This window comes from Streptomyces sp. NPDC021562, from assembly GCF_040640875.1.
Classification (GTDB): Bacteria; Actinomycetota; Actinomycetes; order Streptomycetales; family Streptomycetaceae; genus Streptomyces.
Genome location: NZ_JBFACN010000007.1, coordinates 25,311 through 39,681, shown reverse-complemented (window position 1 = coordinate 39,681; position 14,371 = coordinate 25,311). Strand labels below are relative to the sequence as shown.

Sequence of the window (14,371 nt, the reverse complement as noted above, 5' to 3'; positions counted from 1 at the left end):
GGGGCATCACGTCTCCACCGGACGCGCAATCGAGGAGGGGCCTCGTGCATGAGCCCGCGTACCAGGCGGACGTCGTCGTCGTGGGGGCCGGTGTCGCCGGACTCTCCGCGGCCCATCGGCTGAACAGCGCAGGAGTGACGACCGCGGTCCTGGAGGCCGCTCCTTATGTCGGCGGGCGGATGTCGACCGAGAAGGTCGACGGCTTCCGGCTCGACCGGATCGGCCAGCTCCTGTCCACGTCCTACCCGGAACTACGGCTCACCCCGGGACTGGACGCCCTGGTTCTGCGCCGGTTCGCGCCCGGCGTGCTGCTGCATCGCGACGGGCGCAGGCACCGGGCGGGCGCTCCGGCGGGCGGGGGCAGCGCAAGGGGCGCACTGCACGCCGTGCGCGCCCTGGCAAGCGCCCCCAGGGGCGGCTCGGCCGTGTCGCCGGTGCGGGCCCACGCCCCCATGGGCGGCGCGGTCGACCAGGCACGGCTCGGCGCGGCCCTGGGCCGGCTCGCCGGGACGCCGGTGGAGCGCATCCTCGCCCGGCCCGAGCGCACCGCCGCGCGCGCCCTCACGGAGCGCGGGGTGTCCGCCCGCACGATCGACGGTTTCCTGCGTCCGCTGCTGGCGGCCCTGCTGTGCGATCCCGAGCTGACGACGTCCAGCCGCTGCGCGGACCTGGCGCTGCGCTCCTTCGCGAGCGGGCGGCTGTGCCTGCCGGAGGGCGGCGCGGACGTCCTCCCGGACCTGCTCGCCCGGGCCCTTCCGCCGGGCACCGTGCACACCGGGGTCCGGGTCACCTCGGTGTCGACGACCTCCGTGCGGACGGCGGAGCACGGGGAGATCCGCTGCCGGGCGGTGCTGCTGGCGACCGACGCGCGCGCGGCCGCCGAGCTGCTGCCGGGCCTGCGGGTGCCGGACTTCCACGAGGTGACGGTGGTCCACCACACGACCGACGAGCCGGCGAGCCTGACCACCGGGGCGTCGCTCCTCCTCGACGCCGACCGGAGCGGCCCGGTCTCGCACACCGCTGTCGTCAGCAACGTCGACCCGAGCCGGGCGCCCCAGGGCCGCGCGCTGATCTCCTCCACGGTCCTCGGCACCCCGCCCGCCGACGTCGACACGGCGGTGCGCATGCACCTGGCGCGGCTGTACGGCACGTCGACGCGCCGCTGGGAGACCCTCGCGGTCCACCACACCCCCGAGGCGCTGCCCGCCATGCGCCCACCGCACGACCTGCGCCGCCCGGTCCGGCTCCTGGCCGGCCTCTACGCCTGCGGCGACCACCGCGACACCAGCACGGTCCAGGGAGCCCTCCACTCGGCCCACCGCGCGACAGCGGCGATCCTGGCGGACCTGGGCGCATCGGGTTCCCTGAACCAGGCGGAACCCATGCAACGCCGCGCCGCTTAACGCGCCCCTCAGGGGCGCGGGGCTGCATTCGATATGCGGCTCCGCCGCGGAGCGCGACCAGCCACGACGGCGCAGCACCAAGCGGACAGACCGCCACCCGCAACGGCGAGTGCCGACGCCCGGCCCGGCACCGCCGAAGCCCGCCGTCGTGGCTGATCACCGCCACGGCGGACAAGGGTGCCCGGCGCAGCGACCGTGCGGCACCGGTGGAGCGCGCCCCTCAGGGGGCGCGGGGCTGCATTCGGTATGCGGCTCCGCCGCGGAGCGCGACCAGCCACGACGGCGCGGCACCAAGCGGACAGACCGCCACCCGCAACGGCGAGTGCCGAAGCCCGGCCCGGCACCGCCGAAGCCCGCCGTCGTGGCTGATCACCCCTGCGGCGGACAAGGGTGCCCGGCGCTTTACCGGTACGTCAGTTCAGCGCCGCCACCTTCTCGCGGTACCCCTTCACCGGCGCCGCGTCCTTGTAGGGCTCCAGTCGGCGCTCGAAGTCCCTGACGTACTCCGCCGCCCGTACCGAGCGCATCTCCGCCGCCGCGCCCGCCGCCTCCGCCCCGAGCGCGCAGGCCTGGTCCAGTTCGCCGAGCCCGAGGCGGGCGGTGGCGAGGACGACCCGGCAGAACAGGCGGCTGCGCGCATAGGAGGGCGCACGGAGCTGCAGCGAGCGCTCCGCGTGCTGCGCGGCCGCCCGGAACTGCTGGAGGTCCCGGTGGCAGTGCCCGAACTCGTCGGCGAGCTGGGCCTCGTCGAAGAAGCGCGCCCAGTGGGGCACGTCGTCGCCGGGCCGGGCCGTCTCCAGGGCGCGTTCCGCGCGGACCAGTGCGCCGGTGCACGCCCGTACCTCGCCGAGCACGCCGTGCGCCCGGGCCTCCGCCGCGTGCAGCAGGGCCTGGACCACCGGCGGGGCGTTCGTGCCGACCCCCTGCTGGGCGACGCGGGCCAGCTGCACCGCCTCCCTGCCGTGTCCCAGGTAGACCGCCTGGCGGCTCATGGTGACGAGGACGTAGGAGCCGTACGCCCGGTCCCCCGCCGCCTGGGCGAGCCGCAGCGACTGGACGAAGTAGCGCTGGGCGAGACCGTGCGCCGCGATGTCGTACGACGTCCACCCCGCGAGCCGGGTCAGGTCGGCCGCCGCGCCGAACAGCCTGCGGCCGGTCTGTTCGCCGTACGTGCCGCGCAGCATCGGCTCGCACTCGTGCTCCAGATACCGCACCAGCGCCTGCCGGGCGTGCCCGCCGCCGTACGCGTCGTCGAGCGTGCGGAACAGTTCGGCGACCGAGCGGAGCGCGGCGATGTCGCCGGCGGTGACCTTCTGGCCGGGTCCGCGCTCGGTCCCCCCGCGTGGCCGCAGCGGCAGGGCCTGCACCTGCTTGGGCGCCGCGGGGCGGGCCTGCGCGGGCACCCGGGCCGCCGTCGCCGGGGCCGGCTCACCGCGGGCCACGCGGTCGTCGGCCCGGCCGATCAGCCAGTCCCGGCTCGGGACCACGAGCCCGGCCGGGGTGAACGCGATCTTGCGGAGTTCGGCGTGGCTGCCGGAGTCCTTGCGCCACAGCCCGCTGACGATGTCGACGGCCTCCTCGGGGGTGGCCGCGAACTCCAGTCCGGCGTACACCGGGGCGCAGGCGTCGAGGCCCAGGTCCTGGGCGGTGAGCCGGCGGCCGAGGCGCCGGGTGAAGACCTCGGCGATCAGGGCGGGGGTGGTGCCACGGGGCTGCTGGCCGCGCAGCCAGCGGGTGACCGATGTCTTGTCGTATCTGAGATCCAGTCCGTGTTCGAGGCCGAGCTGGTCGACGCGACGGGCCAGACCGGCATTGGAGAACCCCGCTTCTGCGATGAGCGCGGCGAGCTGGCGGTTGGGGGTGCGCTGCGCGGGTCGGTCCGTCATCTGGGGTGCGGTCTCCTGCCTTCTGGCTCAGCTCGGTGGCTTGTGCCCGGATTGCCGGTGAGCAGCCCTTTTGGCGCTCATGGACGGCGCGAATGTAGCGGAGAGTGAGCACCTGATCGCACACTTCGACATTCATTCATCCGATCGTGTGAGGATTGACCCCAGGGCTGACGCGCGACCGGCGGACGTACAGTGGCTTGGGCGCGTTATGTGCCTGACACACCCGTCGCCAAGGGAGGCGCTTGCCGTGAGTGAGTTGCGGTTCGTCCGTATGGGGTTCGGCGCGGACGCGGTCGAGTACCAGGAGGCGTGGGACGAGCAGCGCCGGGTGCACGCGGCACGGTTCGCCGACGAGGCCCCCGACACGGTGCTGCTGCTCGAACACCCCCCGGTGTACACGGCCGGCCGCCGCACGGCGGACAACGAGCGCCCCCTCGACGGCACCCCGGTCATCGACGTGGACCGCGGCGGCAAGATCACCTGGCACGGCCCCGGCCAGCTGGTGGGCTACCCGATCCAGAAGCTGCCGCGCCCGGTGGACGTGGTCGCCCACGTCCGGCGGCTGGAGGAGGCGCTGATCCGGGTCTGCGCCGAGTTCGGCCTGGAGACCACGCGGGTGGAGGGGCGCAGCGGGGTGTGGGTGCTCGGGGACCCGGTGGAGCAGCGGCCGGCGCTCGGCGGCCTCTCCCTGGACTTCGACCCGCGGCTGCACGACGAGGAGTTCGACCCGCGCCTGAACGGCCCCGAGTACGCGCCCTCGAACGCGGGCCAGCGCCGCGAGGACCGCAAGATCGCGGCGATCGGCATCCGGGTCGCCAAGGGCGTCACGATGCACGGCTTCGCCCTGAACGTGAACCCGGACAACAAGTGGTTCGACCGGATCATCCCGTGCGGCATCCGGGACGCCGGCGTCGCCTCCCTGGCGGGCGAACTGGGCCGGGACGTGACGATCGAGGAGGTGCTGCCCGTGGTGGAGCGGCACCTCAGGGACGTCCTGGAGAACGCCGAACTCGCGCCGAGGGTGATCGAGAAGACACCGGCGGCCTGACTCCGGCCGCCAGGCATTCGAATCCACGGGCGTACGCTGGAGCACGCCGAAGAATCAACGCTAGGGAGCCGGTCGTGTCCGCAGTCGCACCCGACGGACGCAAGATGCTGCGCCTGGAGGTCCGCAACAGCCAGACCCCCATCGAGCGCAAGCCCGAGTGGATCAAGACCCGGGCGAAAATGGGCCCCGAGTACACGAAGATGCAGAACCTCGTGAAGAGCGAGGGCCTGCACACGGTCTGCCAGGAAGCCGGCTGCCCGAACATCTACGAGTGCTGGGAGGACCGCGAGGCGACCTTCCTCATCGGCGGCGACCAGTGCACCCGGCGTTGCGACTTCTGCCAGATCGACACCGGCAAGCCCGAGGCGCTGGACCGCGACGAGCCGCGCCGCGTGGGCGAGTCCGTGGTCACCATGGACCTGAACTACGCCACCATCACCGGTGTCGCCCGCGACGACCTGGCGGACGGCGGGGCCTGGCTGTACGCCGAGACGGTCCGGCAGATCCACGAGCAGACGGCCGGGCGCGAGGGCGGCCGCACCAAGGTCGAGCTGCTGGCCCCCGACTTCAACGCGGTCCCCGAGCAGCTGGCCGAGGTCTTCGCGTCCCGCCCCGAGGTCTTCGCGCACAACGTCGAGACGGTGCCCCGGATCTTCAAGCGGATCCGCCCCGGCTTCCGCTACGAGCGGTCGCTGAAGGTCATCACCGAGGCCCGCGACGTCGGCCTGGTCACCAAGTCCAACCTCATCCTCGGCATGGGCGAGACCCGCGAGGAGGTCAGCGACGCGCTGCGCCGGCTGCACGAGGCGGGCTGCGAACTGGTCACCATCACCCAGTACCTGCGCCCGAGCGTCCGGCACCACCCCGTCGAGCGCTGGGTGAAGCCGCAGGAGTTCGTGGAGCTGAAGGAGGAGGCCGAGCAGATCGGCTTCTCCGGCGTGATGTCCGGGCCGCTGGTCCGCTCCTCCTACCGGGCCGGGCGCCTCTACCAGATGGCCGTCGAGAAGCGGGGCGCGTTCGTCGCCGCACAGGCGGTCTGACACTGCCCGCCGTCCGGGTTGTGTGAATTCACGCACAAGGAGCTACTGGTCAGTAATGACCGAATGGACGCGGTCCTGGCCGTCCTCGCTGATGAGGGCGTACGCCGGGGCCGCGTCGGCGTTCCCGGGGCGCGCATCAAGGCTTCATGGCTGTTTGACCGGTCGGTCACGCCCTGGTAACACCGAACAGTGACGCTGGTATCACAGCACGTACCCACTCCGAGGGGGACCTCCACCATGCAGGCCGCGCCCGTTCGCGCCACCGCCATCCCGTCCTTCACCGACGCGCTGCGCGCCGTCGAGTCGCTGCTGCTGAGCAGCGGCCAGCGCACCGCGCGCCGCAACGCGTGGACCTCCGTGCTCGAGGACCGCCGTCGCGCCAAGGACCGGGTCGAGGCGCAGCTCTTCCTGGAGCAGGCCGCCGGCCGCTCCTGACCCCCGTCCCGCGGGCCTTCCGGGACACTGCCGTCGTAGCCGCTCCCGGAGCCACGTAGACTTCGGGGCATGGCGAGGAAGGAACCCGCAGCGGACGCTGCGAATGCCGGGCGACTGAAGCAGATCGCCCTTACGTACAAGATGACCCGCAAGGCCGACAAGACGATCGGTCTTGTGCTCGCGGGTGTCGGTCTCGGCACGCTCGCGGTCTTCCTCGTGATCGGCTTCTTGATCGGCCACCCCGTCTACCTGGGCATCCTGGGCCTGTTGCTCGGCTTCCTCGCGACGGCGATCGTGTTCGGCCGCCGGGCCGAGCGGGCGGCCTTCGGCCAGATGGAGGGCCAGCCGGGTGCCGCGGCCGCCGTTCTGGACAACATCGGGCGGGGCTGGACGACCACGCCGGCCGTCGCGATGAACCGCAGCCAGGACGTCGTGCACCGGGCCGTCGGCAAGGCCGGCATCGTCCTGGTCGCCGAGGGCAACCCGAACCGGGTGAAGACCCTGCTGGCCGCCGAGAAGAAGAAGATGGCGCGCATCGTCGCCGACGTGCCGGTGCACGACGTGATCGTCGGTACGGGTGAGGGCCAGGTCCCGCTGAAGAAGCTGCGGACGACGATGCTGAAGTTCCCGCGGGTGCTGACCGGCCCGCAGGTGACGACCACCAACGACCGGCTGCGGGCGATGGGCGACCTGATGTCCAACATGCCGCTGCCGAAGGGGCCCATGCCCAAGGGCATGCGGATGCCGAAGGGCGGCGGCGGCAGAACCCGCTGACCCGCGACGTACGTGCCCGGAAGGGGCCGCCCGGATCACTCCGGGCGGCCCCTTCCGTCGTACGACGTGGGGACGCCTGGGCGGCCTGCCCGATGACACGCCGCCGAACGGAGCATCGCGGCGTTTATCGGGTCATCGGCTCCTACCCTTCCGAATGTGACAAAACGCCATATCACATACCTCGCGTGCGGTACCGCCCTGTGCGGTGCCCTCCTCGGCGCCGCTCCGGCGTCCGCCGCCCACCACGTGCACTGGGTGCGTCCCGGTGAGTCGATCCAGAAGGCGGTCGACGCCGCCCAGCCCGGCGACACGGTTCTCGTGATGGCCGGCACCTACCGCGAGAGCGTCAAGGTGACCACGCCCGGTCTGACCCTGCGCGGCATGGGACCGGCGACCGTGCTGGAGCCCCCCAAGAAGGCCAAGGCGCCCAAGCCCGCCAAGGCCGGCAAGCCCGCCAAGCCCGGCAGGAAGAAGGCCGCCGCCCAGAAGTCCTGTGCGGAGATGGGCAACGGCATCTGCGTGGTCGGCACCAAGAGCAAGCCCGTCGAGGACGTGACCATCGCCAGGATGACCGTCACCGGGTTCTCCCGGACCGGTGTCATGGCCGTCGGCACGGCCAACCTGAACGTGCACGGCGTGGCCGCCGTGAAGAACGGTCAGTGGGGCATCGCCGAGGAGCGCTCGGTGCACAGCACCTACCGCGACAACGTCGCCCGGAACAACGGCGACGCGGGCCTGTTCCTCGCCAACTCCATCACGGCGGAGAAGGGCGCCACCGACACCGCGGGCACCGTCGTCGAGCACAACCTGCTGGAGGGCAACCGGATCGGCGTCACCGTGCGCCGGCTGCGCAACCTCACCGTCGCGGACAACTCGGTCACCGGGAACTGCGCGGGCGTGTTCGTCGTCGGGGACGAGAACAAGCCGAAGGCCGGCAGGATCACGGTCACCGGGAACCAGGTCGTCAAGAACAACAAGTACTGCCCGAAGACCACGCGGCTGTCCTTCCTCCAGGGCTCCGGCATCGTGCTGACCGGCACCGAGAACACCCTGGTCACCAGGAACCTCGTGACCGGCAACTCCGGCAAGTCCCCGCTGTCGGGCGGCGTCGTGATCTTCAAGAGCTTCGTGGGCGCCACCAGCGACAAGAACAGCGTCACCGACAACAGCCTGTCGGGCAACGCCCCCGCCGACCTGGTCAACCAGGAGGCCGCCAAGCACGGCAACGCCTTCAAGGGCAACTCGTGCAAGAAGTCCAAGCCCGCGGGTCTGTGCTGACCGGTCGGACGTACGACACCCTCACACGGAAGGAAGGCGGCACATGACCGCACCAGCACGCGACCTCTCGGCGCCCGCGAAGGAGTCCGGGGCGCCGGCGCAGGAGGGCGCTCCGCCGCCGTCGATGCGGCTGCGCGAGCTCGTGTTCGGGGCGGCGTGTGCCGCCGCCGTCCGCGCGGCCGCCCGACTGCGGGTCGCCGACGCGCTCGGGGACGCCCCCATGACCGTGGAGAGCCTGGCCTCCACGGTGCGCACCGACCCCAGGCCGCTGCGGCGGCTGCTGCGCGCGCTGTCCTGCTACGGCGTCTTCGCCGAGCGCCCGGACGGCACGTTCGCGCACACCGAGACCTCCCGGCTGCTGCGCGAGGACGACCCGCACAGCCTGCGTTACATCGCCCTGTGGTGCACCGAGCCGTGGACCTGGGACGCCTGGCCGAGGCTCGACGAGGCGGTGAAGAGCGGCCGCAACGTCGTGGAGGACCTCTACGGCAAGGAGTTCTTCGTCTACCTGAACGAGGACGCGCCGGAGTCGGCGGACGTCTTCAACCGGGCGATGACCACCTCCAGCGAGCAGTCGGCCCGTGAGGTCGCCGCCCTGCTCGACCTGTCCGGCAGCCGGTCGGTCGCCGACCTCGGCGGCGGGCAGGGGCACGTGGTGGCCTGTCTGCTGGACAAGTACCCGGCGATGAAGGGCTACCTGCTGGACCTGCCGAAGGTGGTGGACAAGGCGCTGCCCCGGCTGCGCGAGGGCGGTGACCTCGCGGACCGGGCGAGCATCGTGCCGGGCGACATCCGCGAGGCCGTGCCGGTCGACGCGGACGTCTACGTCATCAAGAACATCCTGGAGTGGGACGACGAGTCCACCGCGCGGCTGCTCGCCAACGTCACCGCGGCCGGCGGTCCGGGGGCCCGGGTCGTGGTCATCGAGAACCTGGTCGACGACACCCCGTCGATGCGGTTCAGCACCGCGATGGACCTGTTGCTGCTCCTGAACGTCGGCGGGGCCAAGCACACCACCGACAGCATGGTGCGGCGGCTGACCGACGCGGGGCTGACCGTCCAGGACATCAGTCCCGTCAACCCCTACCTGCACGCCTTCGACTGCGTGGTGCCCGCCCCCTGAGCGGCTGCGGACACGCCGGTGCCGGGCCCGCGTCCGACGTGGGCCCGGCACCGTTCGGCTGGACGGCGGTTCAGCGGGCGCCGTCGCGCTCCCAGAGGTAGAAGCGCTGCGCCATCGCGTCCTTCGGGGAGCGCCAGGTCTCCGGGTCGTACGCGCTGACGTACGCCGTGAGACGGTCGCTGACCTCCCTGAACTCGGGGTGCGAGGTGACCTTGGCGATGGCCGGTCCCGGCTCGCGCTCGGACTCGATGAGGTGCATGTACACATCACCGAACTGGAAGAGGCTGCGCCGGGTGACCCCGACGAGGTGCGGCAGCTCTCCCCGGTCGGACTCCGCGAACACCTTCGCGATGTCGGGTGCGGAGCCCGGGGCCATACGGGCGACGATCAGGGCCTGGTGCACGTGTCTCTCCGTTCCTGTCGTCCGGCCGGCTCAGTCGGCGAGCGCCGGGTCGGGGCGCCTGCCACTGGCCGCCTTCTCGATCCTGTCCCGGATGAGGGCCATCTGGACCTTGGAGTTCTTGTTGATGTTGTCGGTCATCCACTCGTCGTCGACGGGGGCCTCCGGCTTCATCGCGAAGTCCTGCGTCCACACCATCCGGGTGCCGGCCGGTACCTCCTCGTACCGCCAGTGGATGTCCATGTGGGCGAAGGGGCCGGTCTCGACGCGGCGGGCCCGGACGGTGAGGTTCTGCCGGTCGGTCTCGCGCTCGGAGACCCAGCTCCACACCTTGCCGTTGTCGTCGGGGTGCATGGTGAGCCGGAAGGTGACCTTGTTCCCCTCCTCCGCCAGGATCTCGGCGCTGGCGTACTCGCTGAACAGCTGCGGCCAGTTGGCCACGTCGTTGGTCATGTCCCAGACCAGGTCGACGGGGGCGGCGATGGTGATCTCGTTCTGGGTGTGTCCGGTCATCTCAGGCTCCCGCGGGCATGGCGCTGTTGACGAGGTCGAGGAACTGGCGGGGGGTCTTGCACCGCTCGGCGTCCACCGGCATGGGCACGCCGTGCCGGTTCTCCAGTTCGCCGACGATGCCGAGCAGGCCGAGCGAGTCGACCCCGAAGGCGTCGAAGCCGGTGTCGGCGCGGTCCTGCAGGTCGGCCGGGGAGACGGTGACGCCGGCGGCCTTCTTCATGAGTTCGGACAGTTCGTCCACGGTGATGCTCATAGGGAACTCCTCCTTCTTCGCTGCCGGTCAGCAGCTGTTGTGCACGTCACCCGGCTGCGCCGTGGCGCAGGACGAGTGCCGAGTTCGACCCCATGAGTCCCCGGCTGAGGACCAGCGCCGTGCGGGGGGCCGCGGCGCGGGCGCTGCCGGTCACGAGGTCGAGGTCGTGGCAGATGTCGAAGACGCCCGGGGTCGGCGGGATCAGCCCGTGTTCCATGGCGAGCACCGCGGCGGCGGTGTCGAGCACGGGGGCCGCACAGTAGCCGCGGCCGATCCCGGCCTTCGGCGCGGTGACGGGCACGCGGGTGCCGTGCGCGCCGAGGACGTCGGTGATGGCCAGCGCCTCCGCCCGGTCGGCCGCCGGTACGCCGAGGGCGTCGGCGAAGACCACGTCGACCTCCTCGGGTGCGCAGCCGGCCTCGGCGAGGGCGCCGCGGATCGCCTGGGCGAGCCCCTCCCTGGACTCGGCCCAGCGGGAGGCGCCGGTGAAGGTCGACGCGTGTCCGTCGAGGGTGGCCCGCACCGGCAGTCCGCGTCGGCGGGCCGAGCCGGTGTCCTCGACGACGAGCATGGCGCCGCCCTCGGCCGGCACGAACCCGCAGGCCTGTTCGGTGAACGGGCGGTAGGCGCGGGCCGGGTCGGTCTCCCGGCTGAGCTCCTCGTAGCCGAGCTGGCAGACCACCGAGTACGGAGCTATCGGCGCCTCGGTGGAACCGGCCACGATCACGTCCGTACCGCGCCGCACCGCGCGCGCGGCGTGTGCGAGGGCGTCCAGGCCGCCGGCCTCGTCGGCGGCGACCACCGAGCAGGGTCCCTTGAAGCCGCGCCGGATGGAGATCTGGCCGGTGCTGGCGGCGTAGAACCAGGCGATGGACTGGTAGGGGCCGACGAACCGGCTGCCCTTGCCCCACAGCTGCTGGAGCTCGCGCTGGCCGAACTCGCCGCCGCCGGAGCCGGCCGCGGTGACCACGCCGACGTCGAACGGCGTGCCGTCGGTGTCGGCGCGCCCGAGGCGGGCGTCCTCCAGGGCGAGGTCGGCCGCGGCCATCGCGAAGTGGGTGAAGCGGTCGGTCTGGACGATGAGGCGTTCCTCGACGGCGGCCGCCGGGTCGAAGTCGCGGACCTCTCCGGCGACCTTCATGGGCAGGTGCTCGCAGCCGTCGCGGGTCACCTTGTCGAGGACGTTGCGTCCCTCCTGGACGGATTTCCAGAAGGTGTCGGTGCTGGTTCCGTTGGGCGCGACGACACCGATGCCGGTGACCGCCGCCCGCCGAGGGCGTGATCCGCTCATGGTGTCCTTCCTCTCGGCCGGGTCAGGATCACCGCGGACTGGAAGCCGCCGAACCCGCTGCCCACGGACAGGACGCCGCCCAGCCTGCGTTCGCGGGCGACCCGCGGCACGTAGTCGAGGTCGCACTCGGGATCGGGGGTCTCGTAGTTCGCGGTGGGCGGGACGACCTGGTGGGCCAGGGCGAGCACACAGGCGACGACCTCGATCGCGCCGATGGCGCCGAGCGAGTGGCCCACCATGGATTTGATGGAGCTCATGGGCGTGCTGTACGCGTGCTGTCCGAGCGCCTTCTTCACGGCGGCGGTCTCGTGGCGGTCGTTCTGCCGGGTGCCGGAGCCGTGCGCGTTGACGTAGTCGATGGCGGTGGGGTCGAGGCGGGCGTGGTCGAGGGCGGTCTCGATGGCGCGGGCCATCTCCAGGCCCTCACTGGTGAGGCCGGTCATGTGGTAGGCGTTGCCGAAGGTGGCGTAGCCGTCGAGCCGGCAGTAGATGTGCGCGCCGCGGGCCTTGGCGTGCTCCTCCTCCTCCAGGACGAGCACCGCTCCGCCCTCGCCCATGACGAACCCGTCGCGGCGGTTGTCGAAGGGCCGGGAGGCGTGCTCGGGGTCGTCGTTGTTCGGGGAGGTGGCCTTGATCGCGTCGAAGCAGGCCATGGTGATCGGGGAGATCGGGGAGTCCGAGGCACCGGCGATGCAGATGTCGGCGCGGCCTTCCTGGACGGTGTGGAAGGCGTAGCCGACGGCGTCCAGGCCCGAGGTGCAGCCGGTGGAGACGGTCTGCACCGGACCCTGAGCGCCGAAACGTTCCGCCACCGCGGAGGCCAGGGTGCTCGGGGAGAACGCCCGGTGCAGCTGGGGCTGGGCCTGCCGGTGGTCCACGTCCCAGTGCCGACCCGCGTCGCTCACCAGGACGTAGTCGTGCTCCAGACGGGTGGTGCCGCCGACGGCCGTGCCCAGGGAGACCCCGATCCGCCAGGGGTCCTCCCGTCCCAGGTCGAGACCGGAGTCCCGGACCGCCTCGTCACCGGCTACCAGGGCGAACTGTATGTAACGGTCCGCCCGCTCGACGTCCTCGGCGTCCAGGCCGTGCGCCGCCGGGTCGAAGTCGCACTCGGCGGCGATCCGCGACCTGAGGCCGGAGGGGTCGAAGAAGGTGATGCCGCGCGTCGCGGTCCGGCCGGCGGCGAGCAAGTCCCAGAACGCCGGTACGCCCACACCCCCCGGAGCCACGATGCCTATGCCCGTAACCGCCACGCGCCGGGTCACGACCGGACCTGCCCCACGGCGACGGCTTCCGTCTCCTCGGTGTCGACGTGGCCCAGGGCCGGGCGCGGGGCCAGCGGACCGAGGTGGAAGACGATCCGGGCCTCGACGTTGCCGACGTTGCGGAAGCGGTGCTTCATGTTGATCGGGATCATCAGACCCTGCTCGGGGCGCAGCGGGTGCGGCTCGCCGTCCAGGTCGACCTCCAGATCACCGCAGACGACGTACACGAACTCCTCGGAGTACGGGTGGTAGTGCTCGGCGATGCGGTCGCCCGGCTGCACGATGGCCACACCCATGAATCCGCTGGTGGAACCGCAGGTGGCGGGGGTGAGCATGGCGCGCAGGTCGCCACCGCGCTTGGTGTTGGGCTCGACCTCGCTGAGGTCCACGATCTTCGGAATGGGCTTCATCACGTACTCCTCCGTGACTGTGATGCCGTGGATGTGTCGCCGCGGTCTGGTGCGACGGTGGTGGGGGGTCAGGCGGCCGGCGAACGGCGGTCGGTGATCAGCCGCATCCGTACCGCGTCGCCGTCCAGCAGGGCGGCCAGCGCGGGGGCGGGCGTGGTGTCCGGGGCCGTGCCGAACCGGTGCTCGACCAGTCGTACGACGACGTCGTCGCGCTGGAAGACCGTGCTGTGCAGCACCGGGCTCGCCGGGTCCTCGGACGCGGCCTCGTCCTGCTGCGCGAGCAGCTCCGCGAGCCGCATCCCGCAGCCCGGCCGGGCCGGGTAGTACAGCGCGTGCCGCTCGCCCTCGGCCGGTTCCTCGGCGGTGACGTGGTGCACGGCGGGCAGCGCCGCCCGGGTGAAGAAGACCCGTGCGGACTCCTGGTCGTTGAGGTCGCGCTCCTGCTCCAGGTAGGGGTTGATGGCCTCCTCGACGGCCCGCACCTCGGGCTGCCGGGCGACGTGGCGCAGGGCGGCCATCAGGTCGCCGCGTACCTCGATGGCCCGCACGACCCGGTTGCCGTGCATGAACAGGGAGGTGCGGCACAGCCGGGTGGAGTCGTCGACCTTCGCCTCGGGCGAGGCGTAGTCCGCGAGGATCCTCGCGACCTCGGCCTCGCTGCCCGGCCGGACCGTGAAGGTGAGCGCGTGGCGGATCACGCCGTCGCCCATCCGCGGGTCGGCCTGGAGCACCCGCACGGCGTCCGCGGCCGGCCCGCCGGTCTCACGGACCACGTGGAAGCGCAGCGAACGGGTGTCCCGGACGCAGTTGTGCAGCGGCTTCACCATCTCCACGTGCTCCTCGCTGTTCACCCAGGCGAGGAACGGCGGGGCGCTCTCCCACTCGCTGGTGATCAGCCACTGCGAGGGGTTCTCGATGGACTGGCAGAGCTGGTCGCTGACGTGTCCTGGAACCTGTGCGACCTGGTTGCACAGCTGCTCGTAGGCCTCCAGGAACTGCTGCTGCGCGCCGTCGTTGACGTCCACCAGCAGGACGACCCGGAGCCGGGAGCCGTCGAAGACGGACTGGGAGACCCGTCTCGACACCGGGCGGGTCAGCTGTTCCGAAACCTGTTCCGAGATCGTCGTCATGCTTCGCACATCTCCTTCGCTGGGGCAGCGGCCTGCGCCTTCGCCGATGACGCGGCGTCAGCGCTTCTCGATCCTGTGCCGGTCCTCCGACGCGCGCGACTCGCGTGAACCAGGTGGGTGAT

At 71.9% G+C, this 14,371-nt stretch carries 15 protein-coding genes; 7 read left to right on the top strand and 8 right to left on the bottom strand.

The features are described from left to right. Window positions 1-44: 44 nt before the first annotated feature. Window positions 45-1,403, top strand: a complete 1,359-nt coding sequence (locus AB0G52_RS12690; RefSeq protein WP_361336266.1) for an NAD(P)/FAD-dependent oxidoreductase — start codon at window positions 45-47, stop codon at window positions 1,401-1,403. A 413-nt stretch (window positions 1,404-1,816) separates the two neighbouring features. On the opposite strand, the gene AB0G52_RS12685 is transcribed toward AB0G52_RS12690, so the two are convergent. Further along, entirely contained in the window at window positions 1,817-3,289 is a 1,473-nt protein-coding gene (locus AB0G52_RS12685; protein ID WP_132886364.1) for a regulator, read from the bottom strand. Window positions 3,290-3,536: 247 nt separating this feature from the next. Here AB0G52_RS12685 and lipB point away from each other — a divergent pair, with 247 nt between their 5' ends. The 6 genes from lipB (at window position 3,537) to AB0G52_RS12655 (ending at window position 8,987) form a co-directional block, all read left to right on the top strand. Next, the gene (gene lipB / locus AB0G52_RS12680) at window positions 3,537-4,337 is read left to right on the top strand and encodes a lipoyl(octanoyl) transferase LipB (RefSeq protein ID WP_132886365.1); all 801 of its coding nucleotides are present in this window, start codon (window positions 3,537-3,539) and stop codon (window positions 4,335-4,337) included. 74 nt (window positions 4,338-4,411) lie between these two features. Next, entirely contained in the window at window positions 4,412-5,377 is a 966-nt protein-coding gene (gene lipA, locus AB0G52_RS12675; protein WP_132886366.1) for a lipoyl synthase, read from the top strand. A 237-nt stretch (window positions 5,378-5,614) separates the two neighbouring features. Next, window positions 5,615-5,812 carry a hypothetical protein gene (locus AB0G52_RS12670; RefSeq protein ID WP_132886367.1) on the top strand — a complete coding sequence of 66 codons (198 nt, stop codon included), beginning with the start codon at window positions 5,615-5,617 and terminating at the stop codon, window positions 5,810-5,812. Between the two features lie 69 nt (window positions 5,813-5,881). Next, a complete protein-coding gene (locus tag AB0G52_RS12665; RefSeq protein WP_132886368.1) occupies window positions 5,882-6,586 on the top strand; it encodes a DUF4191 domain-containing protein in 705 nt (234 codons plus the stop codon). Between the two features lie 156 nt (window positions 6,587-6,742). Then, entirely contained in the window at window positions 6,743-7,864 is a 1,122-nt protein-coding gene (locus AB0G52_RS12660; RefSeq protein WP_361336263.1) for a right-handed parallel beta-helix repeat-containing protein, read from the top strand. 124 nt (window positions 7,865-7,988) lie between these two features. Beyond that, on the top strand, window positions 7,989-8,987 hold the full coding sequence (locus AB0G52_RS12655) for a methyltransferase (RefSeq protein ID WP_361336530.1): 999 nt from the start codon (window positions 7,989-7,991) through the stop codon (window positions 8,985-8,987). Between the two features lie 70 nt (window positions 8,988-9,057). Here AB0G52_RS12655 and AB0G52_RS12650 read toward each other — a convergent pair whose 3' ends face one another. The 7 genes from AB0G52_RS12650 to AB0G52_RS12620 all read right to left on the bottom strand — a co-directional run bounded on the left by AB0G52_RS12650 (window position 9,058) and on the right by AB0G52_RS12620 (window position 14,249). Next, window positions 9,058-9,390 carry a TcmI family type II polyketide cyclase gene (locus AB0G52_RS12650; protein ID WP_132886370.1) on the bottom strand — a complete coding sequence of 111 codons (333 nt, stop codon included), beginning with the start codon at window positions 9,388-9,390 and terminating at the stop codon, window positions 9,058-9,060. 30 nt (window positions 9,391-9,420) lie between these two features. Next, window positions 9,421-9,900, bottom strand: a complete 480-nt coding sequence (locus AB0G52_RS12645) for an SRPBCC family protein (RefSeq protein ID WP_132886371.1) — start codon at window positions 9,898-9,900, stop codon at window positions 9,421-9,423. A gap of 1 nt (window position 9,901) precedes the next feature. Next, window positions 9,902-10,153, bottom strand: coding sequence for an acyl carrier protein (locus AB0G52_RS12640; RefSeq protein WP_046728247.1), 252 nt, complete (start codon window positions 10,151-10,153; stop codon window positions 9,902-9,904). Between the two features lie 46 nt (window positions 10,154-10,199). Next, the gene (locus AB0G52_RS12635; RefSeq protein ID WP_361336260.1) at window positions 10,200-11,444 is read right to left on the bottom strand and encodes a ketosynthase chain-length factor; all 1,245 of its coding nucleotides are present in this window, start codon (window positions 11,442-11,444) and stop codon (window positions 10,200-10,202) included. Further along, entirely contained in the window at window positions 11,441-12,709 is a 1,269-nt protein-coding gene (locus tag AB0G52_RS12630; protein ID WP_132886373.1) for a beta-ketoacyl-[acyl-carrier-protein] synthase family protein, read from the bottom strand. Before AB0G52_RS12630 ends, AB0G52_RS12635 begins: the two co-directional genes overlap by 4 nt. Further along, a complete protein-coding gene (locus AB0G52_RS12625) occupies window positions 12,706-13,119 on the bottom strand; it encodes a cupin domain-containing protein (protein WP_132886374.1) in 414 nt (137 codons plus the stop codon). The genes AB0G52_RS12630 and AB0G52_RS12625 overlap by 4 nt, the downstream gene beginning before the upstream one ends. A gap of 68 nt (window positions 13,120-13,187) precedes the next feature. After that, entirely contained in the window at window positions 13,188-14,249 is a 1,062-nt protein-coding gene (locus AB0G52_RS12620) for a SchA/CurD-like domain-containing protein (RefSeq protein WP_132886375.1), read from the bottom strand. Between the last annotated feature and the right edge of the window lie 122 nt (window positions 14,250-14,371).

Excerpts from the sequence above, each read along its gene's own strand:
- AB0G52_RS12685 (WP_132886364.1), bottom strand. The coding sequence starts at position 3,289 with ATGACGGACCGACCCGCGCAGCGCACCCCCAACCGCCAGCTCGCCGCG.
- AB0G52_RS12645 (WP_132886371.1), bottom strand. The coding sequence starts at position 9,900 with ATGACCGGACACACCCAGAACGAGATCACCATCGCCGCCCCCGTCGAC.
- AB0G52_RS12670 (WP_132886367.1), top strand. The coding sequence starts at position 5,615 with ATGCAGGCCGCGCCCGTTCGCGCCACCGCCATCCCGTCCTTCACCGAC.
- AB0G52_RS12640 (WP_046728247.1), bottom strand. The coding sequence starts at position 10,153 with ATGAGCATCACCGTGGACGAACTGTCCGAACTCATGAAGAAGGCCGCC.
- AB0G52_RS12665 (WP_132886368.1), top strand. The coding sequence starts at position 5,882 with ATGGCGAGGAAGGAACCCGCAGCGGACGCTGCGAATGCCGGGCGACTG.
- AB0G52_RS12635 (WP_361336260.1), bottom strand. The coding sequence starts at position 11,444 with ATGAGCGGATCACGCCCTCGGCGGGCGGCGGTCACCGGCATCGGTGTC.
- AB0G52_RS12620 (WP_132886375.1), bottom strand. The coding sequence starts at position 14,249 with ATGACGACGATCTCGGAACAGGTTTCGGAACAGCTGACCCGCCCGGTG.
- AB0G52_RS12625 (WP_132886374.1), bottom strand. The coding sequence starts at position 13,119 with ATGAAGCCCATTCCGAAGATCGTGGACCTCAGCGAGGTCGAGCCCAAC.
- AB0G52_RS12655 (WP_361336530.1), top strand. The coding sequence starts at position 7,989 with ATGCGGCTGCGCGAGCTCGTGTTCGGGGCGGCGTGTGCCGCCGCCGTC.